The organism is Actinoplanes sp. NPDC051343, assembly GCF_044455125.1.
GTDB lineage: Bacteria > Actinomycetota > Actinomycetes > Mycobacteriales > Micromonosporaceae > Actinoplanes.
In genome coordinates, this window is sequence record NZ_JBITEL010000001.1 from 1,148,981 (window position 1) to 1,173,088 (window position 24,108).

A 24,108-nucleotide genomic window follows, 5' to 3' on the forward strand; every position below is an offset into this window, starting at 1 on the left:
CCGGGCCAGGGCTGGCCTGCGGCCAGGAATCCCCGCGACCGCAACCGATGCGGCCGCGCGCAAAGCTTTAAAGAGGCAGTCCAAGCTCAGCTTGGCCTGCCCTCGGCGACTTCCCCCGAGCAGGCGCCGACCGTAAGCCCACCGCGAAGCGCTGCGGGACAGCCGAGCGTGAGTCACACCCGGCGGCATGGAACCTCGATGACGGCCGCATCCACTGACCGGGAGCAGGCAAGGAATTTGGGGCGGGGTGACCAAGAACGAACTAGATGCTTTACCTAGTTCTTGGTCACCCCGCCCAAATTCCGTCCGAGCGCAAGAAAAAGACCGCCCCGGACCAAGAAGGCCCGGAGCGGTCTTTCAAACAGAACTAGTTCTTCCCACCAGCAAGCTTCTCGCGAAGAGCAGCGAGAGCCTCATCGGTGGCAAGGGTGCCGGCCGGCTCCTCACCAGCACGCGCCGGAGCGGGCGAGCTGGAAGAGGAGGAGGAGGACGACGACGACGAGGTGGCACCGGCGGCCGCGGGCGGAGCCGGGTTGAGGGCGGCCTCGGCGTCGGCGTCGCGGGACGCCTGGACCTGCTTGGTGTGGGCCTCCCAGCGCTCGCGGGCGTCAGCGTACTGCTTCTCCCACGTCTCGCGCTGCTTCTCGTATCCCTCGAGCCACTCGCCCGTCTCGGGGTCGAAGCCTTCGGGGTAGATGTAGTTGCCCTCGGTGTCGTACGTCGCGGCCATGCCGTAGAGGGTCGGGTCGAAGTGCTCCTCGCCCTCGACGAAGCCCTCGTTGGCCTGCTTGAGCGACAGGCTGATGCGGCGGCGCTCCAGGTCGATGTCGATGACCTTGACCAGGACGTCGGAGCCGACCTGGACGACCTGCTCGGGCAGCTCGACGTGGCGCTCGGCCAGCTCGGAGATGTGGACCAGGCCTTCGATGCCGTCGTCGACGCGGACGAAGGCGCCGAACGGGACCAGCTTGGTGACCTTGCCCGGCACGATCTGGTTGATCGCGTGGGTGCGGGCGAACTGGCGCCACGGGTCTTCCTGGGTGGCCTTCAGCGACAGCGAGACGCGCTCACGGTCGAGGTCGACGTCGAGAACCTCGACCTCGACCTCCTGGCCGACCTCGACAACCTCGGACGGGTGGTCGATGTGCTTCCAGGAGAGCTCGGACACGTGCACCAGACCGTCGACGCCGCCGAGGTCGACGAACGCGCCGAAGTTGACGATCGAGGACACGACGCCCTTGCGGACCTGGCCCTTCTGCAGCTTGTTGAGGAACTCGGTGCGCACCTCGGACTGCGTCTGCTCGAGCCAGGCGCGGCGGGACAGGACCACGTTGTTGCGGTTCTTGTCCAGCTCGATGATCTTGGCTTCGAGCTCGCGGCCCACGTAGGGCTGCAGGTCGCGCACGCGGCGCATCTCGACCAGGGAGGCGGGCAGGAAGCCGCGCAGGCCGATGTCGAGGATGAGGCCACCCTTGACGACCTCGATGACCGAACCGCGGACGACGCCGTCGTCCTCCTTGATCTTCTCGATCGTGCCCCACGCCCGCTCGTACTGCGCGCGCTTCTTCGAGAGGATCAGACGGCCTTCTTTGTCCTCCTTGGTGAGGACGAGAGCTTCGATGTGGTCACCGACCGACACCACTTCCGCGGGGTCCACGTCATGCTTGATCGACAACTCACGCGAGGGGATCACGCCCTCGGTCTTGTAGCCGATGTCGAGCAGGACCTCGTCCCGATCGACCTTGACGACGGTGCCTTCGACAATGTCGCCGTCGTTGAAGTACTTGATGGTCTCGTCGATGGCGGCGAGGAAAGCTTCCTCAGAGCCGAGATCGTCGATGGTGACCCTGTTGGCGCTCGAGGTGGCCTCGATGCTGCTCGTCATGTGGACTGTTGCTCCGAACGGATGGTGTAGTGGTGGCTCTCGCGCGCCGCGGAACTGCCGACCGCCGCAGCACGAACATCCGTTGTGATCATGACGGTGAATGTCAGATCAGGCGAGTAGATCATGCCGAGACCGACGACCACGGAACCTGCTCCCTGCCGAGGCACACGATCCGCGAGCGCATCGACTAGCTTACCGTGCGCATTACCACAGGTTGCAAGCCCTCCGGAGGAGGCGGACACATTGTTCGGCCGAAACCCCTCATCGTGCCCGTAATATGCCGAATCTGGGCGGAGACACGCCCTGCCGTACCGTTGCCGCGTGATCGAAATCCCTTCCCACGCGGCCGAGGCGGAGACGCACGTGCTGCGCCGCGCCATCACCGACGACGAGAGCCGGTCCGCCAGCCGCGCCTGGTGGGACCTCGACGCCGACGACTACCAGGCCGAGCACGGCGGGTTCCTGGGTGACGTCGACTTCGTCTGGTGCCCCGAGGGGTTGCGCGAGGCCGACGCACGGTTGCTGGGCGACGTACGGAAAAAGCAGGTCCTGGAGCTCGGGGCCGGCGCCGCGGCCGGCGCCCGGTGGCTCTCCGGGCAGGGCGCCGACGTCGTCGCGATGGATCTCTCGGCGGGCATGCTGCGGCATGCCCGCGAGGCGGGCGAACGTTCGGGGGTACGCGTACCCCTCGTGCAGGCCGACGCCCTGGCCCTCCCGTTCCGGGCGGGCGCGTTCGACATCGTCTGCACCGCGTTCGGCGCGATCCCGTTCGTGGCCGACTCGGGCGCGGCGATGCGCGAGGTGGCCCGGGTCCTCCGGCCGGGTGGTTCCTGGGTGTTCTCGATCACTCACCCGATGAGGTGGATCTTCTGGGACGAGCCCGACGAGACCGGGCTGATCGCCCGCAACTCCTACTTCGACCGCACCCCCTACGTGGAGACCGACGAGCGGGGCGTGCCGACGTACGTCGAGCAGCACCGCACCCTGGGTGACCGGGTCCGCGAGCTGGTGGCGGCGGGTTTCGTGCTGCGTGATCTCGTGGAGCCGGAGTGGCCGCCGGGGCACGAGGAGATCTGGGGTCAGTGGAGCCCGCTGCGGGGGCGGCTGTTCCCGGGCACGGCGATCTTCGTGGCCGTCCGGGGATAGCTCGCTTGCGGATCGTTTTCGCTGATCGGGGGCGGGTACCCGGCCGCCATGAGCGAATTCAGGAACGGTGACGACGTCACCTGGCGCAGCCACGGCGAGGTCGTGCACGGGACCGTCGAGAAGGAGATCACCGAGCGGACCTCGGAGGCCGGCCGGACCGTGGACGCGTCACCGGACGAGCCGCAGTACAAGGTCAGGAGCGCCAAGACCGGACGGGACGCCGTGCACAAGCCGGGGGCGCTGCACCGTGACTGACGACGTCCGGACCGAGTTCCGCGACGCGGTCAACATGACCCCGGGCGAGCTCGAGAAGTGGCTGGCGACCGACGAGTCGAAGCAGGTCGGGCAGAAGTCGTCGGCCGGCGCCGAGTCGGTGGGCCACGACTCCGGTCACCGGATCATCGGCATCCTCGGCAAGAAGAAGGCGTCCCTGACCGAGGCCGACGAGGCGCACATGCGCAAGGTCGTCGGGTACGTACACCGGCATCTGGCGCAGCGGCCGGACGGCGACGTGGCGGAGACGCCGTGGCGGTACTCGCTGATGAACTGGGGTCACGACCCGCTGAAGAAGTGATGCGCTTCCGGCCCCCTCGCGGGAGGGGGCCGATCGAGGCGGAACGACGGGGCGGTCAGCCGCCGGTGACGTTGGAAATGACGGTGCTGACGTCGAGGACGGCGCCCATGACGGCCAGGGCGGCCGGGATGAGGCGGTAGTAGACCCAGGTGCCGCGGCGGTCACTGTCGACCAGACCGGCTTCGCGCAGGACCTTGAGGTGGTGCGAGATGGTCGGGCCGCTGAGCTCGAACTCCCCGGTCAGATCGTTGACACACACCTCGCCGGCGCGAGCCGACGCGATCATCGAAAGCAACCGGAGGCGAACAGGGTCGCCCACGGCCTTGAACATCCGTGCGAAGTTGTCGGCACGGCCGGCGTCGATCGGCGCCCGCACCACCGACGCGGCGCTGGTGGCCGCTGATGGATCACCCATCGGGGGGAGGCTCGGCATTCCTCTAGCTTGTCATGTCAACTGCTGAGTCCTGAAGCCCGGCTGGCTAAACGTAAGCTGGGAAAATCCCAAAATATCGCCTGGTGAACCGGGCGGTCACGCCCCGCCGCCGTGCCGACACGGACAAGTGGATCAAAGTTCGGCCTTTTCGCCCGTTCCGGGGAGCGGGTGACTCGGTCAGTGGTCGGCGCCGTTCCAGTCGCGGCCCGAACCCACCGAGACCTCCAGCGGGACCGACAGCGGATGGGCACCGCCCATCTCGGCCCGGACCAGAGCCTCGAGCGGCTCGCGCTCGCCCGGGGCCACGTCGAAGACGAGTTCGTCGTGAACCTGCAGCAGCATGCGCGACCGCAGGCCGGACTCCTTCAGCGCCTTGTCGACCCGCAGCATCGCGACCTTGATGATGTCGGCCGCCGAGCCCTGGATCGGGGCGTTGAGCGCCATCCGTTCGGCCATCTCGCGGCGCTGGCGGTTGTCGCTCGACAGGTCGGGCAGGTAGCGGCGGCGTCCGAGGATGGTCGCCGTGTAGCCGTCCTGCACCGCGCGCCGCACGACCGCCTGCAGGTAGTCGCGGACCCCGCCGAAACGCTCGAAGTATTCGTCCATCAGCCCGCGGGCCTCGTCGACACCGATCGTGAGCTGGTTGGACAGGCCGAACGCGCTCAGGCCGTAGGCCAGGCCGTAGTTCATCGCCTTGATCTTGCGGCGCTGGTCGGGCACGACCTCCTCCACCGGCACGTGGAAGACCGAGGACGCGGTCGCGGCGTGGAAGTCGAACGCCGAGTTGAACGCGGCGATCAGCGCCTCGTCGCCGGACAGATGCGCCATGATGCGCATCTCGATCTGGCTGTAGTCGGCGGTCATCAGCTGGTCGAAACCCGGCCCGACGACGAAGGCCCGGCGGATCCGCCGGCCTTCTTCGGTACGGATGGGGATGTTCTGCAGATTCGGGTCGGTGGAGGAAAGGCGCCCCGTGGCGGCCACGGTCTGGTTGAACGTGGTGTGGATGCGGCCGTCGTCGGAGACCGACTTGAGCAGCCCGTCGACCGTCGACTTGAGCTTGGCGACGTCGCGGTGGCGCAGCAGGTGGGCCAGTACCGGGTCCTCGGTCTGCAGGTAGAGGCTCTGCAGCGCGTCGGCGTCGGTGGTGTAACCCGACTTGATCTTCTTCGTCTTGGGCAGGCCCCGCTCGTTGAACAGGATCTCCTGCAGCTGCTTGGGCGAGCCGAGGTTGAACTCGCGGCCGACCACCTCGTGCGCGGCCTGCTGGGCGGCCTTGACCTCGGCCGCGAAGTGGGCCTCGAGCTCGGAGAGGTATTCGGTGTCGGCGGCGATGCCCAGATGCTCCATCTCGCCGAGCACCTCCGACAGCGGCTGCTCGACCTCCATGAGCAGCTTCTGCGAGTCGCCGTCGTCGCGGGAGAGCTCCTCGGTGAGCACGTCGGCCAGGTCGAGGGTGGCCCGGGCGCGCAGCATGACGCCCTGCTCGGCCGCACCCTCGTCGGTGCCGAGCCCGTCGAACGTGAGCTGGCCGGTCTCCGGTTCCTCGACCCGCAGCTCGCGCTTGAGGTAGCGCAGGGCGAGGTCGGTCAGGTCGTAGGCGCGCTGGTCGGGTTTGGCGAGGTAGGCCGCGAGGGCGGTGTCGACGCGTACGCCCGAGAGCTGCCAGCCATGCGCCCGCATGGCCAGCCGTGCCGGTTTGGCGTCGTGGACGACCTTGGGCCGCTGAGGGTCGGCGATCCAGGCGGCGACCGCCTGCTCGTCGGCCTCGTCGAGGGACTCCGGGTCGAACCAGGCGGCCGGCCCGTCGCCGGTGGCGACCGCGATGCCGGTGAGCCGGCCGGTGCCGCGCCCGAAGTGGCCGGTGACCGCGAGCCCGACCGGAGCCTCGGCGGCGTGCGCAGTGAGCCAGGCGGCAACCGTGCCCGGGGCGAGGATCTCGCCGGCCAGGTCGAAACCGGCCTCGGCCTCCGGCTCGACGGCATCGAGATAGGAGTAGAGCCGCTCGCGCAGCACCCGGAACTCGAGCGCGTCGAAGACCCGGTGGACGGCCTCGCGGTCCCAGCCGTGCCACTTCGCGTCCTCGGGGCGCAGCGACAGCTCCAGGTCGCAGACCAGCTTGTTCATCTCGTAGTTGCGCATGACCTCGGCCAGGTGGGCGCGCAGGCTCTCGCCGGCCTTGCCCTTGACCTTGTCGGCGTTGGCGATGATGCCGTCCAGGCCGCCGTACTCGTTGATCCACTTGGCGGCGGTCTTGTCGCCGACGCCGGGCACCCCGGACAGGTTGTCGCTGGCCTCGCCGACCAGGGCCGCCTTGTCGCGGTAGCGCGACGGGGGCACGAAGTATTTCGCCTCGATCGCCTCGGGGGTCATCCGCCAGACCTCGGAGACGCCGCGCACCGGGTAGAGGATCGTGACGTGCTCGTCGGACAGCTGGAACGCGTCGCGGTCACCGGACGAGATGATCACTTCCATGCCGGCCGCGCGGCCCTGCGTGGCCAGCGTGGCGATCACGTCGTCGGCTTCGTAGTTGTCCTTCTCCACGACCGGGATGCGGAGCGCCTCCAGCACCTCCTTGATCAGGCTGACCTGACCCTGGAACGGCTGCGGCGTCTCGGAACGGCCGGCCTTGTAGTCGGCGTAGATCGCGGTGCGGAACGAGACCCGGGACAGGTCGAACGAGACCACGATGTGGGTCGGCTTCTCGTCGCGCAGCATGTTGATCAGCATCGACGTGAAGCCGAACACCGCGTTCGTCGCCTGGCCGGTCGCGGTGCTGAAGTTCTCCACCGGCAGGGCGAAATAGGCTCGGTAGGCCAGCGAGTGGCCGTCGAGCAGCAGCAAACGGGGGGTCTGGGCGTCGTCGCTCACGTCGGTGAACTCTAGTCGCGGGGTCCGACATCTTTTTCATCGCAGTGCGGCGGCGCCGCCAAAGAATGAAACAGCTGTTGCGGGGCGATCTAGACGGTGACGGGTGCCGGCTCCGGGAGCTCATCGACCGCCGTGACGATTCGCCGGCGGCCCGCGGTCTTGGCCTGGTACAGCGCGGCGTCGGCGCGGACGATCAGCTCGTCGGAGCTCTCCGACCCGTCCCAGCGGGCAAGTCCGGCGGAGAAACTCTGACCGAGCGGGGTGACGTCGAGGGCCCGGCGGAGGATACGCAGGGCTTCGTCCGTCGTCGCGTCCGGCAGCAGCACGATGAATTCCTCGCCGCCGTACCGGGCGAGGATATCGCCCTGGCGCAGCACGCCATGCCAAGCCTGCGCGGCATCGGTCAGGAGGCGGTCGCCGGCGGGATGGCCGTAGCTGTCGTTGAACAATTTGAAGTGGTCGAGGTCGATCATGGCGACGCTGACCGGGATGTTGCCGCGGCGGGCGTTCTCGAGCGCCCGGGGTATCTCGTCGTTCCAGGCGCGGCGGTTCGGCAGTCCGGTGAGTTCGTCCTGGCGCGACAGTGTGCGAACCCGGTCGGCTTGCCGTTCGACTTCTCGGACCAGCTGTGACATGCGCACCACGACGAGCAGAAACAGCACCGTGGAGCCGAGCACGATGGCCGGGCCGTCGACGGGCGTGCCGGTGTACAGCTGAAAGCCGAGCAGGGCCGGCGCGATCAGCGAGGCGACGGTCAGTGAGGTGAGCATCGGGGTGCTGAGACGCGGCGCGGGCTGAACGGCTGTCCGGTCGAGGTCTCGGGCGCTCGGGTGCAGGGCGGCGATGCCGAACAGGGAGTACGCGACCAGGAAGATCATGTCGACTCCCCGGTTCGCGACCTGAACGTCGTTGATGTCGATCCCGAGGTTGTTGAGTACCACCCAGGTCGTGTCGCCACCGAAGAAGGCGATACCCGACCCGGTGATCCACCAGAACGCCGGGCCACGGGTGCCACCCGAGCGCATCAGCCGGACAAGCATGGCCAGCAACAGCAGGTCGCCGATCGGATAGGCGATCTGGACCAGCCGGCCGAGCAGCGGGGTCCCGGCGCTGAAGGTGGCCGGTTCGATCACGTAGACCCAGGCCAGCAGGCCGAGGCCGGTGGTGAACGTGCCCGCGTCCACCATCGCTGCCCAGTTGCTGCGAGGCTCACGAGCCCTGGTCAGCAGGGCGAAGCCCACGGCGCAGGCCGGGTAGAGCAGCAGGAACAGTGGATCAGCCAGGGTGGGTGACTCGTCGACGTGCAGCACCTCGGACGAGTAGATCGCCACCGCGATCCCGGAGGTGTTGGCGAACAGGCCGAACGCGAAGCACCACCACGGGATCCGCCGGCCGATCCGGAGCCGGCGCACCCCGAACAGGACCGCGGCGACGGCGCCGTAACCGATGCTGATCTGCCAGGTCGCCTTCCACCACGGAGACTCGGGGATGAGCTGGTAGCCCAGGATGCCCAGCGTGGCCAACAGGGCGTACAGCTTCCAGCCGCGGCCACCCATGACACCCTCGTTTCGTCGCGATTGACACCAACGACGAGCACACCGCAACCGGGGGTGATTCTCGGGAGCGTGACGGTGGCAGGATGGTTGCGGAACGAACCCGGGCCCGGGTCCAGCACTGATCGGGTGGTGCCGGGGCCGAGGTGGACAGGGCCGGGCCTTCGGCCGAGCTTGCGGCTGGTCACCTCTGCTCGCACCGATGGCCCTCCCAGGGCCTTACAGCACCTTGCTGAGGAATGCCTTTGTTCGTTCCTGCTGCGGATTGGCGATGACGTCGCGCGGCGGGCCCTTCTCGACCACCACGCCGCCGTCCATGAAGATCAGCGAATCGCCCACCTCGCGGGCGAACCCGATCTCATGGGTGACCACGACCATCGTCATGCCGTCGCGGGCCAGGTCCTTCATCACGTCGAGGACCTCACCGACCAGCTCCGGGTCGAGCGCGCTGGTCGGCTCGTCGAACAGCATCAGCTTGGGCCGCATCGCCAGCGCCCGGGCGATCGCGACCCGCTGCTGCTGGCCGCCGGAGAGCTGGCTCGGGTAGCTGCCGATCTTGTCGGCCAGGCCGACCCGGTCGAGCAGCGCCGCGGCCCGGTCGCGTACCTCCGCCTTGCTCTCCCCCTTGACCCGGCACGGCGCCTCCATGACGTTCTGCAGCACCGTCATGTGCGGGAACAGGTTGAACCGCTGGAACACCATGCCGATCGAGCGGCGCTGGCGGGCGACGTCCTTCTCGCCCATCTCGTGCAGCTTGCCCTTGCGCTCCTGGTAGCCCATCAGCTCGCCGTCGACGAAGATGCGCCCGGCGTTGATCTTCTCCAGGTGGTTGATGCAGCGCAGGAACGTCGACTTGCCGGAGCCCGACGGGCCGAGCACGCAGCACACCTCGCCCGGCTTGACGACCAGGTCGACACCCTTGAGCACCTCGAGCGACCCGTACGCCTTGTGGATGTTGTCGGCCCGGATCATTTCGTCGCTCATGTGGCCTCTCCCTCCGGCGTGACCCGCCCGGTCTGCTCGACCTGCAAGTCTCGCAGGCGCTGCCGGGCTCGCCCGGTCGAACCGTAGCCGCGGCCGAAGTGCCGCTCCACGAAGAACTGTCCGATCATCAGGATGCTGCACAGGATCAGGTACCACAGCAGGGCCGCGACCAGGACCGGCAGGACCACGAACGTCCGCGACTCGACCGCCTGGAGCTGGAAGAACAGTTCGCCGGTGACCGGCACGAAGGCGACCAGCGAGGTGTCCTTGACCATCGCGATGACCTCGTTGCCGGTCGGCGGCACGATCACCCGCATCGCCTGCGGCAGCACGATGCGCCGCAGCACCTGGCCGCGGGACATGCCCAGGGCCACCGCCGCCTCGGCCTGGCCGGGGTCGATCGACTGGATGCCGGCGCGGATGATCTCGGCCATGTACGCGGCCTCGGACAGCCCGAGCGCCAGCATGCCGGCGGTGAAGCCGGCCAGCAGGTCGACCGCCCGGACGCTGTAGAACTGGGCGTTCAGGTCGTGGATGCCGAACAGCTTGCCGATCTGCTGGTCGAACGGCAGGCCGAAGCCGATCCGGGTCCACAGGATGTTCAGGTTGCCGAAGAGCACGGCGAGCACGAGGCGCGGCGCGGCCCGGAAGAACCAGGTGTAGAGCCAGGCCACCGTCGACAGCACCTTGTTCGGCGAGAGCCGCATGATCGCGATGACCACGCCGAGCCCGATGCCGATGACCATCGCCGTGACGGTCAGCAGGATGGTGCCGCGCAGGCCCTGCAGGACCGGGTCGGTGAACATCACGCCGCGCTTGCCCGGCGCGTACGAGGAGAAGATGAAAGACCACTTGAAGGCCTTGTTCGTCACCAGCAGGTGCACGAACATCGCGGCCAGTACCGCCAGGACCGCCAGCATGAGCCAGCGGCCGGGGTGCCGCACGGGCACGGCCTTGATCGCTTCAGGCCGTGCCCGTCCGGTTTGTGTCTGCTCCGTCATGCCGGTGGCTCAGGACGCCGGCGGGTTGACCGCGGGGGCCGTGATCGCGCCGGCCGAGACGCCCCACTTGTCGAGGATCTGCTTGTACGTGCCGTCCGCGATGAGGGCCTGCACCGCTCCGCTGATCGCGCCGGCGAAGTCGGTCTGGGTCTTGCCGACCACGTAGCCGTACGGCGCCGAGTCGTAGATGTCGCCGACCAGGGCCAGCTGGCCGCTGGTCTGCTTCACCGCGTACGCCGCGACCGGCGAGTCGGCGAGCATTGCGTCGTCCTTGCCGGTGACGACCGCGTTGGTGGCGTCCGACTGCTTCTGGTACTGGTCGATCGTGATCTTGCCCGAGGTGCACTTCTTGTTGCGCTTCGTGATGTCGTCGACCTGAACCGTGCCGGTCTGCACCGCGATCTTCTTGCCGCAGGCCGTGTCGGGCGTGATCGACGCGCCCGCCTTGGCCGCCCACTGGGTGCCCGCCGAGAAGTAGGAGATCATCGTGACCTGCTTCTCACGGTCGGCGTTGACCGTGAACGAGGACACGCCGACCTGGTACTTCCCGCTGTTCACACCCGGGATGATGCTGGTGAAGTCGGCCGACTGCCACGAGGTCTTGAGCCCCAGCTTGGTCGCGACCGCGTTGAACAGGTCGACGTCGAACCCGATCACCGTCTTGCCGTCCTGGTCGAGGAACTCACTCGGTGCGTACGTCGAGTCGGTGCCGATCGTCAGAGTGCCGGCCGACTTGATGTCGGCCGGGACCTTCGCGGCCAGCGCGGCGTCGACCCCGCCGCTGCCGCCGCTCGCCGAGGCGGCCGGCGCGGCGCCGGTGCCGGAGTCACCGCCGCTGGTTTCCGACCCGCAGGCGGCCATCGAGGTGGCGAGCGCCGCCGCAACGGCCAGGCCGAGGATCGCCCGCCGGCCTGAAGAAGTGCGGAACATCGAATATCTCCTCAGAACAGGTGTATCGGTTAAGCGACGCCCAGATAGGCGTCCTTGACCGCGGGGTCGTCGAGCAGCTCCGCGCCGGTGCCCTCCTTGACGATCCGCCCGGTCTCCAGAACGTAGGCCCGGTGGGCCCGCGAGAGTGCCTGCTGTGCGTTCTGTTCCACCAGCAGCACGGTGGTGCCCTGCTGGTTGATCTCCACGACGATGTCGAAGATCTGCTGGATCAGGATCGGCGCCAGGCCCATCGACGGCTCGTCGAGCAGCAGCAGCTTGGGCCGGCTCATCAGCGCCCGGCCCACCGCCAGCATTTGCTGTTCACCGCCGGACATGGTGCCGCCGACCTGCTTCTCACGCTCCCTCAGCCGAGGGAACAGCGTGAAGACCCGCTCCAGATCCTCGTCGATCTCCGCCCGGACGCGCCGCGTGTAGGCGCCCATCTCCAGGTTTTCCCGCACCGTCATGCCGGGGAAGATGCCCCGGCCTTCCGGTGACTGCGACACGCCGCGGACGACCCGCAGGTCGGCGCGCAGCCGCGTGATGTCCTCGCCGTCGAACCGGATCGAGCCCTTCGCGACCGGCCGGAGCCCGGAGATCGCCCGCATCGTCGTCGTCTTGCCGGCGCCGTTGGCACCGATCAGCGCGACGATCTCGCCCTGCCCCACGGTCAGGCTGATGCCGTGCAGGGCCTCGATGTGCCCGTACAGCAAGGTGATGTTGTCCAGCTCAAGCAGCATCGGTCGGCACTCCCAGGTACGCGGCGATGACCGCCGGGTTGTCCCGCACCTCGGCGGGCGTCCCCTCGGCGATCTTCTTGCCGAACTCCAGCACGACGATCCGGTCGGTGACGCCCATGACCAGGCGCATGTCGTGCTCGATCAGCAGCACGGTCACCCCGGTGTCCCGGATCTTGCGGATGAGCTTGAGCAGCTCCTCCTTCTCCGCCGGGTTGAAGCCGGCGGCCGGCTCGTCCAGGCAGAGCAGGATCGGATTCGTCGCCAGCGCACGCGCGATCTCCAGCCGCCGCTGCTCGCCGTACGACAGGTTGCGGCTGACCTCGCCGGCCCGGTTGGCGATGCCGACGAAGCGCAGCAGCTCGAATGCCCGCTCCCGGCCCTGCTGCTCCTCGCGCCAGTGCCGGGGCAGCCGGAACAGCGCCGACAGGACGCTCGTCTTGTGGTGCGCGTCCGCGCCCACCATCACGTTCTCCAGGGCGGTCATCTCCGGGAAGAGCCGCACGTTCTGGAAGGTGCGGGCGATGCCGCCGCGCGTGATCTGGTGCTTCTTCCGGCCGACGATCGACGAGCCGTTGAACACGATCGACCCGCTGGTCGGCCGGTAGACGCCGGTCATCGCGTTGAAGCAGGTGGTCTTGCCCGCGCCGTTCGGCCCGATCAGGCCGAAGATCTCCCCGCGGCGCAGCGAGAACGACACGTCGTTGAGGGCCACCACGCCGCCGAACCGCAGCGTGACGTGGTCGAGCACGAGCAACTCGTCGCCCTCCGCGACCCTGGGGGCCGAGCCCGGGGCACCGGATATCGAACCGGTCGGAGCCGGCTCGTCGACCGGCCGCTCGTTCGCGCGGTCCAGCTCCTCGGGCGTCTCGATGTGCGGCTCACTCACTGCGGAGCCACCTCCTTCTCGCGGTCCTTCAGCTCCATCGCCCGGCGCCGGCTCGGAATCAGGCCCTGCGGCCACACCACCATGATCACCAGGATCACCAGGCCGAACAACGCGAACCGGTACTGGAAGAGGTCCGTGCTACCGAGCGAGATGCCCCGTAGCCGGTCCGGGATGTAGGAGATCAGCGTCCCACCGAGGATCGCACCCGCGATATTGCCCGAGCCGCCCATGGTCACCGCGGCCACGATCAGGATCGAGAACTGGATGACGAACGTGCTCGAGTTGACGAAGCCCTGCTCGCCGACCCACAACACGCCGCCCAGGCCGCCGACGCCGGCACCGATCGTGAACGCCCACAACTTGAACTTGACGGTCCGCACACCCATGATCTCGGCGACTTCCTCGTCCTCCCGGATGGCCAGCCAGGAACGGCCGACCCGGCTCCGGTCGAGATTACGGATACCGAGAATGACCACCACGATGACGGTGAGCCCGAGCCAGAAGTACGGCGTGGCGTCGGCCACACCGAAGATCGGCGTCCCGTCGGCATGCTTGCCCGGCGGATGAGGGATGCCGGACAGGCCCTGGTCACCGCGGGCGAACTTCGGCGTGCTCGTCGCGATGATCCGGATGATCTCGGCGAAGCCGAGCGTCACGATCGCCAGATAGTCACCGCGCAACCGCAGCGTCGGCCAGCCCAGGATCAGACCCGCCAGCAGTGAGACCACGATCGCCACCGGCACCGCCGCCAGCCACGCCCAATGCGTGTGCCACAGGCTGTCCGACGAGGTCAGCAGCGCCACCGTGTAAGCGCCGATCGCGAAGAAACCGACGTAGCCCAGGTCGAGCAGGCCGGCGTAACCGACCACCACGTTCAGGCCCAACGCGAGCAGGACGTAGTACGCGATGTTGAACAGCGCACTCGGCCAGTCGATGCCCTGGGTGACGATCTGCGGTCCGATCACCGGAACATTGCCGACGTAGGGCAGGAAGTAGGCCCCCACCAGCAGCGCCAGCAGGATGCCCCAGCGCGCCGGCGCCGGCTGCCGGCCGAACCAGCCCCGCACACCACCCGACGCGCGCCAGCCCCGGCGCTGCGGAGTCGATGTCGTCGTCATGCCCGTGCCCTCCCCAGCGACTCACCCAGCAGGCCCGTCGGACGGAACATCAGAATCAGCACCAGCAACACGAACGCGACCGCGTGCTGCCACGCCGTACCGAACAGGCTCGACGCGTAGCTCTCGAGCAGGCCGAGCAGCAGGCCGCCGAGCAGCGCGCCGCGCAGGTTGCCGATGCCGCCGAGCACCGCGGCCGTGAACGCCTCGATGCCGAGAATCGTGCCCGCGTCGTAGATCGTCGTGCCGATCTTGAGGTCGTACATCACCGCCGCGACGCCGGCCGTCAGACCGCCCAGAAGGAACACCAGGGAGATCACCCGGCCCTTGTTGACACCCATCAGCGCCGCACTGTCCGGGTTCTGCGCCACCGCGCGGACACCCCGGCCCAGCCGCGAGTTGTTGATGAACCGGTCCAGCGCGAACATCGCGCCCAGCGCCAGCACGATGATCAGGATCTGCAGGTTGGTGACGTGCATGTTCCCGATCGTGAACACGTTCTTCTGCGCGATGACGGGCTGGATGCCCCGCGACTGGTGCTGGGTGAAGACACCCGCCACCTCGGAGAGGAACAACGACGCGCCGATCGCGGTGATCAGGAAGGTCAGGGGCGGCGCATTACGCCGCCGCAACGGCCGGTACGCGGCGAACTCCAGCGTCAGCGCCGTGATGCCCGACGCGACCACCGCCGCCACCAGACCGGCCACCAGCAGGCCCACCATCGGCCAGAACGCCGGCGCCCGCGAGTTGACCGTCAACCCGAACAGGCCCCAGGTCGCCCACGCCGCGTACGTCCCCATCAGGAACACCTCGGAGTGCGCGAAGTTGATCAGGCGCAGGACGCCGTAGACCAACGTGTAACCCAGCGCGAACAGCGCGATGATCGCGCCCTGCGCCAGACCCAGAATCGTCAGCGGCCCGACATTGTGAGCCAGATTGGAAAAGTGCAAGGAGGGGCTCCCGAAACGACGAGGGCGGTGCGGCCGGAGATCATCCGGCCACACCGGCCCTGCAAACCTTGCGCTATTTGGTCAGGACGTCTTGATCTCTTGGTCCGGTGCGACCTTGCCGTCCGCGCCCATCTTGAACGCCCACACCTTCACCAGAGCCGGGTCAAGGTCGCCGTTCGCCTGGAACTTGTACTCGTTGGCGATGCCCTTGTAGTCCACCGTCGACAGGTACGTGTTCAGCTTCGCCGTGGTGGTGTTACCCGCGTCGATGCCACCCAGGAAGATGTTGGCCGCGTCGAACGCCACGTCCGAGTAGGTGCCGGCGTCGACGTTCCACTTCGCCTTGTAGTCGGTCAGGAACGAACCGGACGCCTTCGCCGACGGCTGGCACGGGCAGGTCAGGATCGTGCCGGCCGCGTTCGCGTTACCGGCCGCCTTGGCCAGGCCCGGGTCGTTCATGCCGTCGCCGCCGACCAGCGTGCCCTTCCAGCCACCCCCGCGCAACTGCTTGAGCAGCAGACCGCCGTTGGTGTAGTAGCCGCCGTAGAACAGCACCGTCGCGCCGCTGCCGATGACCTTCTGGACCGTGCTCGAGAAGTCGGTCTGCTTGCCGTCACCCTCGGTGTGGTCGGTCTGGACCACCGCGGAGCCGAGCGTCTGGGTCACGCCGGCCGCGAGGCCCTGCCCGAACGCCGACTGGTCGTCCGCGACGAAGACCTTCTTCGCCTTCAGCACGTTCTTGATGTACGCGCCGGCGGCCGGGCCCTGGTTGGCGTCGCTCGCCACCGCACGGTGGAACACCTTCCAGCTCTTCTGCGACAACGTGATGTTCGTCGCCGAGGGGGTGATCGTCGGGATGCCCGCCTGATCGAAGATCGGGTCGGCCGCCTGCGACTCACCGGAGAACGGCGGGCCGACGACACCGAGGATCTTCTTGTCGGCCACCAGGCTCCGGGCGACACCCGGCGCCACCGACTCCGAACCCTGGGAGTCGAACTTCTTCACGGTGATGCAGTTCGAGCCCTTCTTCTGGTTGTACTGAGCAACCGCCAGCTCGAAGCCCTGCTCGATGTTGACACCGAGGTTCGACGAGGAACCCGTCAGCGCCCCGAAGTACGCCAGCTCGTAACCACAGCCCGAACCACCACCGCTGGCCTTGTCGTCACTGGAGCTGCTGCTATTACAGGCGGCGGCACCGGCGATCATGCCGATCACGGCCACACCGCCGATAGCGCGTGCGAGAACCTGCCTCAAGGTCGGAACCCCTCCTCCATACCGAACTCACCGAGCCACCGGTGACCAATTGGCACTTGCCGTGCCACGGCCACCGCTGCCCGTCATGGGGCGGGACGCTATCCCACGTTCCGGGCTGGAGGTAAGACTTCGATCCGGCTTTCACCGAACCGTTACGTGGGGTGACGCCAGGACCGGAGAAGGTGTCACATCACCAGATCAGAAGCCGCGCAACCGGGGGGCTCAGCTGGAGGGCAGCTGCTCCGCCCCGCCGGCCTCCTGGCCCTCGGCCAGGATCCGGTCGGCAACCTCACGCATCGTCATCCGGTGATCCATCGCGGTGCGCTGGATCCACTTGAACGCCTGCGGCTCGGTCATCTGATATTTGGTCATCAGCTCGCCCTTGGCGCGCTCCACCGACTTACGGGTCTCCAGGCGGTCGGTCAGGCCGGCCACCTCCGACTCCAGGGCGGCGATCTCCGAGTACCGCGAAAGAGCGATCTCGACCGCGGGAACCAGATCCGACTTCTGGAACGGCTTCACCAGATACGCCATCGCGCCCGCGGCGCGCGCCCGCTCGACCAGGTCGCGCTGGCTGAAAGCGGTCAGGATCACCACCGGGGCGATCCGGCCGCCGGCGATGCGCTCGGCCGCCGCCAGGCCGTCCATGATCGGCATCTTGATGTCGAGAATGACCAGGTCCGGGCGGAGGTCCTCGGCCAGCCGTACGGCGGTCTCGCCGTCACCGGCCTCACCGACGACGTCGTAGCCCTCCTCGACGAGCATCTCGGCCAGGTCCAGCCGGATCAGGGCCTCGTCCTCGGCGATGAGCACCCGCTTGCGCTCGGCACCAGCCTGCGTGTCGGCCACGGAACCCCTACCCCCAACACTCCCGATGTCGCGACACCCCGGTATGTGGGTGTCGCCCCCCTAAGCCTAGTAGGTAGGCTGTCCCCTGCTCGGGCCAGCGTGACCTTGTCACGGGGGACCGTGCATGCCGGGGTGGAGGAATGGCAGACTCGGGTCACTCAAAATGATCTGCTCGAAAGGGCGTGCGGGTTCGAATCCCGCCCTCGGCACCAAAGAAGTTTGTCGTACCCCTGTTCGATAATAGGGCATGCATCCACCGGAACTCCGTGAAAAGGCAATAAGGCTCCGGGCCGAGGGCATGGCTTTCGGCGAGATCTGTCGCAATCTTGGATTGTCGCGAAATACCGTCGGGCACTGGTTCTATGGCGAGCGGGCGCACCACCGGGCCGAACTCGATGCCGAACGCTCGCGATGCCCGCGATGCGATCGGCCGCCGCGCCCACCTGATGATCAGGCGACCTATGCCTACCTACTCGGCCTGTACCTCGGAGACGGCCATCTCGTGACGCGGGCGCGGGTTCCGGTGCTCCGCGTGTTCTGCGCCGACGCCTGGCCGGGCCTGATCGGTGAGTGCGAGAGCGCGATGCTCTCGGTCATCGCGAAGAACGTCCAAAGAGTACAGAAAACCGGCTGCGTCGCAGTGCAGAGTTACTCCATGCACTGGCCCTGTCTTCTGCCTCAGCACGGGCCCGGGATGAAGCATCTGCGGCGCATCGCCTTGACCGACTGGCAGCGGCCGGTCGTCGATGCCCATCCCGGCGATCTGCTACGCGGGTTAATTCACTCCGACGGCTGCCGAACGACAAATCGAATAAGGCGCGGAAACAAGTTCTACACCTACCCCCGCTACAACTTCTCCAACGAATCCGGCGACATCATGGCGCTGTGCCAGGAATCGCTGGACCGCCTCGGCATTTCGTGGCGCATGTGCCGCCGCAACATGCTGTCGGTGGCTCGCCGGGAGGCGGTCGCGCGGCTGGATGCGTTCGTCGGCCCGAAGTGGTGACCGATCCTGCCCGTCCGGGCAAGATCGGTCACTTCGGTGTCTTGTTCGGGCGGGAGCCCTTGCCAGGTCCGCCCGGGGTGGGCTGGTGGTGGGACGGGGTCGGGTGGGCGGGTGCCGGGTGCGACGGCGTGGTGCGCGCCGTGGGGGGACTCGGCGGCGGTGACGGTGGCGGTGTGCTCTCGCTCGGAGGTGCCGAGCGCGGCGTGTTCGGGGCGGGTGGGCCGGCGCTCGGCGGCGGGGCCGAGCGGCGCAAGCGGTCGCAGTAGTCGGGGATGCGTTGTTCGCCGCCTGCCGCGGTGCGCAGCCGGCGATGGTTGTCGCCGCTCAGGGGTGTTCCGCCGGGTTGCCAGTCGGCGCACCAGCCGAGTTCGACGACGGCGGGGCCGGTCGGCCGGGACGGGGACGGGCCGGCCGACGCGACCGGGGTCGGGTGGCCGGTGGGGCCTGTTCTCGGCGCCGGTACGCCCAGCGCCGAGAACAGGTGGTGCGCGTGCTGCTGCGCGCCGTCCGGCAGGTTGCCCGTCCGGGCCGCCAGGGCGGTGCCGCCGAACATCAGGAGAGCCAGGGCGGCCAGGGTCGGAACCAGGACCGCTCTCGTCGACGTTCTCCGGCGTGCGGCGCGGGCTGCACGTTTGCGGTGCGTACGGAACGCGGCGACGGCGGCTTTCTCGGCGCTCAGCTCGCCCGGGGTTCCGGGGGCGCGCAGGGCTTCGAGCAGGGTGCCGAGCCCGGCCTGGGTGGGGCCGGGCGGGTCGCCGGTGACCAGCCGGTCGGCCTCGTCGAGGTCGATCCGCTGGGTTCGTCGCGTACGCATCGCATGGAGAAGAGCGCGCGGGGATCGCATCCTGTTACACCTCCTCCCGGGCGAGTAGGCGGGTTATCTGGGGGTTTGAAGCTAGGCGCCGGAGTCCGCGCATGGTGGCGATGCGGACGGCGCCGGGGCGTTTGCCGAGGATCCGGGCGGTGGTGGCGACGTCGAGGCCGGCGACGACGCGGAGCATGACCGCTTCGGCCTGGTCCGGCGGGAGGGTGCCGACGAGTGCGAGGGCCCAGGTGGTGCCGCCCTCCTCGATGGCCTGGGTGGCGGCGTCGGGTGCGGTGCCGCCGCCGGGGTCGGCGGTGGGGGTGGCGGCGCGGCGGCGGCGCTGGTCGATGCCGCGGTGGCGGGCGATGCGGAACAGCCAGCCGCGGAAGTCGGCCGGGCCGCCCTGGAAGCGGTGCAGGTCGCGGATGACGTGGAGCCAGGTCTCGCTGGCGGCGTCCTCGGCGTGGTCGCCGATGAGCACGCGCAGGTAGCGCAGGACGGCGGGTTGCAGCGTGCGCCACAGAATGGCGAAGCCGGCGGCGTCGCCGTCCTGGGCCGCGCGGAGGGCGTCGGCGAGGTCGTGGTCCGAGGACAACAGTGGCTCCCGGGAGGGGTGGGGTGATCCTCCCTTACCCTGCTGTGAATCTGAGCGAACGCCCCGTCGCGTACCTCGATGGGTGTTGTCATGTCTTCATGTTGTGGTCGGGTTCTGCGTCCCGGGCGGGCGCGCGCGACAGCATGTGGGGGCTGTTGTTGTTCGCGGGGGTGGCGTGGCTGGCGATCGGCTGGTGTGTGCTGCGCCTGGCGCCGTCGGACGTGGTGACGGTGGCTTCGGCTGTGCTGTTCTTCGGGGCGTTGTGCGAGCTGGTGCGGGCCCTGGTCGGCATGCGGACGTGGTGGCTGAACGCGGGTATGGCGGTGTTGTTCGCCGGGACCGCGGCGGTGCTGCCGGCCGACCGCGACCAGGTGTACACGACGCCGTTGTCGCTGGTGGCGTGGTTTCTGATGGTGCGCGGGGCGCTGGATGTCGCGGTGTCGGTGATGAACCGCGGGGTCGATCGCACGTGGGGCCTGGTGCTGACGCTGGGACTGGTGCAGGCGGGTCTGGGGTTTGCGGTGGCGACACCGGCGGTGGCGGCGGCCGATCCGGTGATCGTGACGCTGGGCGGCCTGGCGCTGCTGCGGGCGCTGGCCGATCTGACCACGTCGTTGCGTTTGCGGGAGGTCGCGCACGCCCACCACGACGTGCTGGAACTGCCGCCGGAGCGCCAGGCGGGGGTGGCCGGCTATGCCGCCGGGCGGGGGGATTATCCGGCGGCGGCGGAGCCGGGTAGCCGGGCCCGGCATCGGGCCGAGTCGTTCCACGACGAGGTGGTGCGGACGACCGCCGACCTCGACACGATGATCAAGAACGCGGGTGTGACCGGGACGGGTGCCTCGCCGCACCGGGTCCCCGAGGATCTGCCGCCGGTGCCGGACACTCCGGAGAGCGCGGCCGACACCACCGCAGCCGGCACCACGGCGGCCCATGGGGAAAATGCCTGATTCCGCGGACACCGCCGCCGCGGACGGTCATGATCAGGGGCAGTAGCTTCTCCCCGCCCCGCCGGGCAGGATCCGCAAGCGGTCAGTCGCCGGACCGGGATCCCGCCGGGCGGGGCCCCATCGTCAGCGCCGCTCGCCGACCCGGCGCAGCAGGCCTTCCTGTACGGCGCTGGCGATGTGCCGCCCGTCCTCGGTGAACATGCGCCCGCTGGCCAGGCCGCGGCCGCCGCTCGCGGACGGGCTGACGCAGTCGTAGAGGAACCACTCGTCGGCCCGGAACGGCCGGTGCAACCAGAGCGCGTGGTCGAGGCTGGCCCCGATGACACCGCCGGGCCCCCACACCTCGCCGTGCACCGAGAGCACCGCGTCGAGCAGGGACAGGTCCGACGCGTAGGTCAGGGCGCAGGCGTGCAGCAGCGGGTCGTCGGGCAGTTGCCCGTCGATGCGCATCCAGACCTGCTGGCGTTCGGCGGCGACCCGGTCGCCGGGCGGGACCCAGCCGGGCACACCGACGTAGCGCACGTCGATCGCCTGGGGCGCGGCGGCGAACGACGCCGCGCGGCTCGGGTATTGCCGCACCCAGTCGCGCATGGTGCGGACCTCGGCCGGGGGCGGCACGTCGAGCGGGGCCGGCGAGTGGTGGTCGAGGCCTTCCTCGGTCACCTGGAACGACGCCGACATGAAGAAGATCGTCTTGCCGTACTGCTGGGCGGTCGAGCGGCGGACCGAGAAGGAGCGGCCGTCGCGGATCGTCTCGACGCCGAACTCGATCGGCTCGGTCGGGTCGCCGGGGCGCACGAAGTAGCCGTGCAGGGAGTGCACGTGACGGTCGGGGTCGACGGTGCGGCCGGCGGCGACCAGCGCCTGCCCGGCGACCTGGCCGCCGAACACGCGCTGGGCCCCGGTCTGCGGGCTCTCCCCGACGAACCGGGCCGCGTCGAGCTGCTTGAGGTCGAGGACCTCGAGCAGTCTGTCGACGGCGGCCTGGCCGCTCAGTGGTTGCGTCACCGGAACGTCGTCAGCGGGTCGTCTCGGCCAGCGTGCCGATCTTGTGGACGCGCAGGGTGTTGGTGGAGCCGGGCGCGTTCGGCGGGGAGCCGGCCACGACGACCACGTAGTCGCCCGGCTTGGCCAGGCCGAGCTCGAGCATCAGGGTGTCGACCTGCTGGAACATGTCGTCGGTGTGCTGCACGAAGTCGGTCAGGAAGGTCTCGACGCCCCAGCTCATCGCCAGCTGGTCGCGCACCGCGGGGACTGGGGTGAACGCGTAGAGCGGGAGCTCGCAGTGCAGCCGGGAGAGGCGGCGGACGGTGTCGCCGGTCTGCGAGAACGCGACGAGCGCCTTGGCGCCGATGTTGCGGGCGATCTGCGAGGCCGCGACGGTGAGCGCGCCACCGTGCGTACGCGGGTCGTGCTGGAGCCTCGGCACCGAGAACGACCCGGCCTCGGTCGTCGAGACGATCTTGGCCATGGTGCTGACCGTGAGCACCGGGTATTTGCCGACCGAGGTCTCGCCGGAGAGCATGACCGCGTCGGTGCCGTCGAGCACCGCATTGGCGACGTCGGACGCCTCGGCGCGGGTCGGCCGCGAGTTTTCGATCATGGAGTCGAGCATCTGGGTCGCGACGATGACCGGCTTCGCGTTCTCCCGGCAGAGCTGCACGGCCGTCTTCTGCACCAGCGGGACCTGGTCGAGGGGCAGCTCGACGCCGAGGTCGCCGCGGGCCACCATGACGCCGTCGAAGGCCAGGACGATCGCCTCGAGGTGCTCGACCGCCTCCGGCTTCTCCACCTTGGCGATGACCGGGACCGTGCGGCCCTCCTCGGTCATGATCTCCTTGACCAGCTTGATGTCGTCGGGCGAGCGCACGAACGACAACGCGATCAGGTCGGCGCCGAGGGCGAGCGCGAACCGCAGGTCGGCCTCGTCCTTGTCGCTCATCGCGGGCACGCTGACCGCCACGTTGGGCAGCGAGACGCCCTTGTTGTTGCTGACCGGGCCGCCCTCGACGACCAGGCAGCGGATGTCGGTGCCACCCTCGACGGCCGAGACCTCGACGGCGACCTTGCCGTCGTCGATCAGCAGGCGGTCACCGACCCGGACCTCTTCCGGCAGCTTGGTGTAGGTGCAGGAGACCCGGTCGGGGGTGCCGAGGATGTCTTCACTGGTGATGGTGACCAGGTCACCGGTGCGCCACTCGTGCGGCCCGTTGGCGAACTTGCCGAGCCGGATCTTCGGGCCCTGCAGGTCGGCGAGGACGGCGACGGCGCGGCCGGCCTCCTTGGCGGCATTGCGCACAAGGTCGTACACCTTCTGGTGGTCCTCGTGGCTGCCGTGGCTGAAGTTGAGGCGGGCCACGTCCATGCCGGCCTCGACCAGGCCGAGCATCCGCTCGGCGGAGGCGGTGGCGGGCCCCATGGTGCAGACGATCTTTACGCGGCGTGTCACAGCCATCAGGCTAGTCTCTCTTCCGGATCGGCCCGGCGGCCGACCCCCGTCATGGGGATGAACTGCGCCGGTCGCGCCTCTCGCGAGGCTCGCGCGCAGCGCCAACTGGGCGGGCGTCGGCGACCGCGGCAACAGCTTATCGGCCCGCCTCCGGCGGCCGGCTCCGGATCCGGTACGTGGGAGCGCGCCCAGAGCGACTACGCGCAGTGACCGCCGCGGTACGCGATCTAGGGCACGGGCTCCGGCTCGGGTATCGCCGCCCGCCGGGTGCGCGAGCGGCGGGTGGCGAGCACCGAGCCGGCCAGGATCAGCCCGAAGCCGCCGACGATGCTCCAGGTCAGCGACTCGTCGAGGAACAGGACGCCGAGCACGACCGCGACCGCCGGGTTGACGTAGGTGATGACCGTCGACCGGACCGGTCCGACCTCGTCGATCAGGGCGTAGAAGAGCAGGAACGCGACCGCCGTGCAGAGCAGCGCGAGCACCGCGACCGAGGCCAGTACGGACGCCTTCGGCCAGGCGTGCGGGAACTGGGCCACGCCGACCGGCAGGTAGATCAGGGCGGTCACGGTCAGGGCGGCCGCGGTGACCCCGATGCGGGGCGCGCCGGCAAGGCCGTGGGCGAGGATGAACGGGCCCAGCGCGTAGCCGATCGCGACCACGGCCAGCTCGACCAGCGCGATCGCATTGCCCCGGCCCAGGTCGAGGCCGGCCAGGGCGGCCACGCCGAGCAGGCCGACGCCGAGGCCGGCCGCGCGGCGGGCGTCGAGCCGGTCGGTGCGGGTGACCCAGCCGAGGACGGCGCCGACCAGCGGGACCCCCGCGATCAGCAGGCCGGTCAGCGAGCTCGACAGGTGGGTCTCGGCCTTCGACAGCAGCAGCCAGGGCACGGCCAGCTCGGCGGCGGTGAACGCGAGCAGCGGCTTCCAGTGCTTCAGCAGCGGGCGGATCTCGCCGCGCGCGATCGCGATCGGCAGCAGGATCAGCGCGGCCAGGCCGGTGCGGCACAGCACCAGCGAGGCCGGCGACAGCACTTCGACCGCGACCTTGATGAACAGGTAGGGCACGCCCCAGATCACGCTCATCGCCGCGAACAGCAGCCAACCCCGCTTGGACACTCCGGCACCTCTCC

General features: G+C 69.0%; 24 protein-coding genes and 1 tRNA gene. 6 read left to right on the plus strand and 19 right to left on the minus strand.

Features of this window, described 5'->3' with window-relative positions:
• Positions 1 to 367 precede the first annotated feature (367 nt).
• Both rpsA and ACIA5C_RS05135 read right to left on the minus strand, forming a co-directional pair.
• Positions 368 to 1,885, minus strand: coding sequence for a 30S ribosomal protein S1 (rpsA, locus tag ACIA5C_RS05130; RefSeq protein ID WP_396051392.1), 1,518 nt, complete (start codon positions 1,883 to 1,885; stop codon positions 368 to 370).
• Positions 1,882 to 2,028, minus strand: a complete 147-nt coding sequence (locus ACIA5C_RS05135; RefSeq protein ID WP_396051394.1) for a hypothetical protein — start codon at positions 2,026 to 2,028, stop codon at positions 1,882 to 1,884. Before ACIA5C_RS05135 ends, rpsA begins: the two co-directional genes overlap by 4 nt.
• Positions 2,029 to 2,206: 178 nt before the next feature.
• Between ACIA5C_RS05135 and ACIA5C_RS05140 the strand changes: the two genes are divergently transcribed.
• The 3 genes from ACIA5C_RS05140 to ACIA5C_RS05150 are packed head-to-tail and all read left to right on the plus strand — an operon-like array spanning position 2,207 to position 3,605.
• Positions 2,207 to 3,031 carry a class I SAM-dependent methyltransferase gene (locus tag ACIA5C_RS05140; protein ID WP_396051396.1) on the plus strand — a complete coding sequence of 275 codons (825 nt, stop codon included), beginning with the start codon at positions 2,207 to 2,209 and terminating at the stop codon, positions 3,029 to 3,031.
• Between the two features lie 48 nt (positions 3,032 to 3,079).
• A complete protein-coding gene (locus tag ACIA5C_RS05145; RefSeq protein WP_396051399.1) occupies positions 3,080 to 3,286 on the plus strand; it encodes a DUF2945 domain-containing protein in 207 nt (68 codons plus the stop codon).
• A complete protein-coding gene (locus ACIA5C_RS05150) occupies positions 3,279 to 3,605 on the plus strand; it encodes a DUF3140 domain-containing protein (RefSeq protein ID WP_396051401.1) in 327 nt (108 codons plus the stop codon). The genes ACIA5C_RS05145 and ACIA5C_RS05150 overlap by 8 nt, the downstream gene beginning before the upstream one ends.
• 55 nt (positions 3,606 to 3,660) lie before the next feature.
• Here ACIA5C_RS05150 and ACIA5C_RS05155 read toward each other — a convergent pair whose 3' ends face one another.
• The 12 genes from ACIA5C_RS05155 to ACIA5C_RS05210 all read right to left on the minus strand — a co-directional run bounded on the left by ACIA5C_RS05155 (position 3,661) and on the right by ACIA5C_RS05210 (position 17,171).
• Positions 3,661 to 4,020: an ArsR/SmtB family transcription factor gene (locus tag ACIA5C_RS05155; RefSeq protein WP_396051403.1), complete on the minus strand. Its 360-nt coding sequence runs from the start codon at positions 4,018 to 4,020 to the stop codon at positions 3,661 to 3,663.
• A gap of 195 nt (positions 4,021 to 4,215) precedes the next feature.
• Positions 4,216 to 6,909, minus strand: a complete 2,694-nt coding sequence (gene polA / locus ACIA5C_RS05160) for a DNA polymerase I (protein ID WP_396051406.1) — start codon at positions 6,907 to 6,909, stop codon at positions 4,216 to 4,218.
• A gap of 89 nt (positions 6,910 to 6,998) precedes the next feature.
• The gene (locus ACIA5C_RS05165) at positions 6,999 to 8,465 is read right to left on the minus strand and encodes a GGDEF domain-containing protein (protein WP_396051408.1); all 1,467 of its coding nucleotides are present in this window, start codon (positions 8,463 to 8,465) and stop codon (positions 6,999 to 7,001) included.
• Between the two features lie 216 nt (positions 8,466 to 8,681).
• Positions 8,682 to 9,446, minus strand: a complete 765-nt coding sequence (locus tag ACIA5C_RS05170) for an amino acid ABC transporter ATP-binding protein (RefSeq protein ID WP_396051410.1) — start codon at positions 9,444 to 9,446, stop codon at positions 8,682 to 8,684.
• Entirely contained in the window at positions 9,443 to 10,447 is a 1,005-nt protein-coding gene (locus ACIA5C_RS05175) for an amino acid ABC transporter permease (RefSeq protein WP_396051412.1), read from the minus strand. Before ACIA5C_RS05175 ends, ACIA5C_RS05170 begins: the two co-directional genes overlap by 4 nt.
• A gap of 9 nt (positions 10,448 to 10,456) precedes the next feature.
• Complete coding sequence (locus ACIA5C_RS05180; protein WP_396051413.1) at positions 10,457 to 11,377, minus strand: ABC transporter substrate-binding protein; 921 nt, start codon at positions 11,375 to 11,377, stop codon at positions 10,457 to 10,459.
• A 29-nt stretch (positions 11,378 to 11,406) separates the two neighbouring features.
• Positions 11,407 to 12,117 carry an ABC transporter ATP-binding protein gene (locus ACIA5C_RS05185; protein WP_396051415.1) on the minus strand — a complete coding sequence of 237 codons (711 nt, stop codon included), beginning with the start codon at positions 12,115 to 12,117 and terminating at the stop codon, positions 11,407 to 11,409.
• Positions 12,107 to 12,919 carry an ABC transporter ATP-binding protein gene (locus ACIA5C_RS05190; RefSeq protein WP_396052029.1) on the minus strand — a complete coding sequence of 271 codons (813 nt, stop codon included), beginning with the start codon at positions 12,917 to 12,919 and terminating at the stop codon, positions 12,107 to 12,109. The genes ACIA5C_RS05185 and ACIA5C_RS05190 overlap by 11 nt, the downstream gene beginning before the upstream one ends.
• 80 nt (positions 12,920 to 12,999) lie before the next feature.
• Positions 13,000 to 14,121 carry a branched-chain amino acid ABC transporter permease gene (locus tag ACIA5C_RS05195; RefSeq protein WP_396051417.1) on the minus strand — a complete coding sequence of 374 codons (1,122 nt, stop codon included), beginning with the start codon at positions 14,119 to 14,121 and terminating at the stop codon, positions 13,000 to 13,002.
• The gene (locus tag ACIA5C_RS05200) at positions 14,118 to 15,068 is read right to left on the minus strand and encodes a branched-chain amino acid ABC transporter permease (RefSeq protein WP_396051419.1); all 951 of its coding nucleotides are present in this window, start codon (positions 15,066 to 15,068) and stop codon (positions 14,118 to 14,120) included. The genes ACIA5C_RS05195 and ACIA5C_RS05200 overlap by 4 nt, the downstream gene beginning before the upstream one ends.
• 81 nt (positions 15,069 to 15,149) lie before the next feature.
• Entirely contained in the window at positions 15,150 to 16,322 is a 1,173-nt protein-coding gene (locus ACIA5C_RS05205; RefSeq protein ID WP_396051421.1) for a branched-chain amino acid ABC transporter substrate-binding protein, read from the minus strand.
• 222 nt (positions 16,323 to 16,544) lie between these two features.
• Positions 16,545 to 17,171 (minus strand): ANTAR domain-containing response regulator, encoded by a 627-nt coding sequence (locus tag ACIA5C_RS05210; protein ID WP_396051422.1) that lies wholly within the window; start codon positions 17,169 to 17,171, stop codon positions 16,545 to 16,547.
• A 126-nt stretch (positions 17,172 to 17,297) separates the two neighbouring features.
• On the opposite strand from ACIA5C_RS05210, the gene ACIA5C_RS05215 reads away from it, so the two are divergent.
• Positions 17,298 to 17,383: transfer RNA gene (locus tag ACIA5C_RS05215), tRNA-Leu, on the plus strand.
• A gap of 86 nt (positions 17,384 to 17,469) precedes the next feature.
• Entirely contained in the window at positions 17,470 to 18,177 is a 708-nt protein-coding gene (locus tag ACIA5C_RS05220; RefSeq protein WP_396051424.1) for a transcriptional regulator, read from the plus strand.
• Between the two features lie 28 nt (positions 18,178 to 18,205).
• Here ACIA5C_RS05220 and ACIA5C_RS05225 read toward each other — a convergent pair whose 3' ends face one another.
• Positions 18,206 to 18,991 (minus strand): hypothetical protein, encoded by a 786-nt coding sequence (locus tag ACIA5C_RS05225; RefSeq protein WP_396051426.1) that lies wholly within the window; start codon positions 18,989 to 18,991, stop codon positions 18,206 to 18,208.
• Between the two features lie 34 nt (positions 18,992 to 19,025).
• Positions 19,026 to 19,577 carry an RNA polymerase sigma factor gene (locus ACIA5C_RS05230; protein WP_396051428.1) on the minus strand — a complete coding sequence of 184 codons (552 nt, stop codon included), beginning with the start codon at positions 19,575 to 19,577 and terminating at the stop codon, positions 19,026 to 19,028.
• 98 nt (positions 19,578 to 19,675) lie between these two features.
• On the opposite strand from ACIA5C_RS05230, the gene ACIA5C_RS05235 reads away from it, so the two are divergent.
• The gene (locus ACIA5C_RS05235; protein ID WP_396051430.1) at positions 19,676 to 20,527 is read left to right on the plus strand and encodes a hypothetical protein; all 852 of its coding nucleotides are present in this window, start codon (positions 19,676 to 19,678) and stop codon (positions 20,525 to 20,527) included.
• Between the two features lie 123 nt (positions 20,528 to 20,650).
• Here the strand turns inward: ACIA5C_RS05235 and ACIA5C_RS05240 are convergent, their stop codons facing one another.
• From ACIA5C_RS05240 to ACIA5C_RS05250, 3 genes are all read right to left on the minus strand, one after another.
• On the minus strand, positions 20,651 to 21,535 hold the full coding sequence (locus tag ACIA5C_RS05240) for an acyl-CoA thioesterase (protein ID WP_396051432.1): 885 nt from the start codon (positions 21,533 to 21,535) through the stop codon (positions 20,651 to 20,653).
• 10 nt (positions 21,536 to 21,545) lie between these two features.
• Entirely contained in the window at positions 21,546 to 22,982 is a 1,437-nt protein-coding gene (gene pyk, locus ACIA5C_RS05245; RefSeq protein WP_396051435.1) for a pyruvate kinase, read from the minus strand.
• A gap of 221 nt (positions 22,983 to 23,203) precedes the next feature.
• The gene (locus ACIA5C_RS05250) at positions 23,204 to 24,094 is read right to left on the minus strand and encodes a DMT family transporter (protein WP_396051438.1); all 891 of its coding nucleotides are present in this window, start codon (positions 24,092 to 24,094) and stop codon (positions 23,204 to 23,206) included.
• Positions 24,095 to 24,108: the final 14 nt, after the last annotated feature.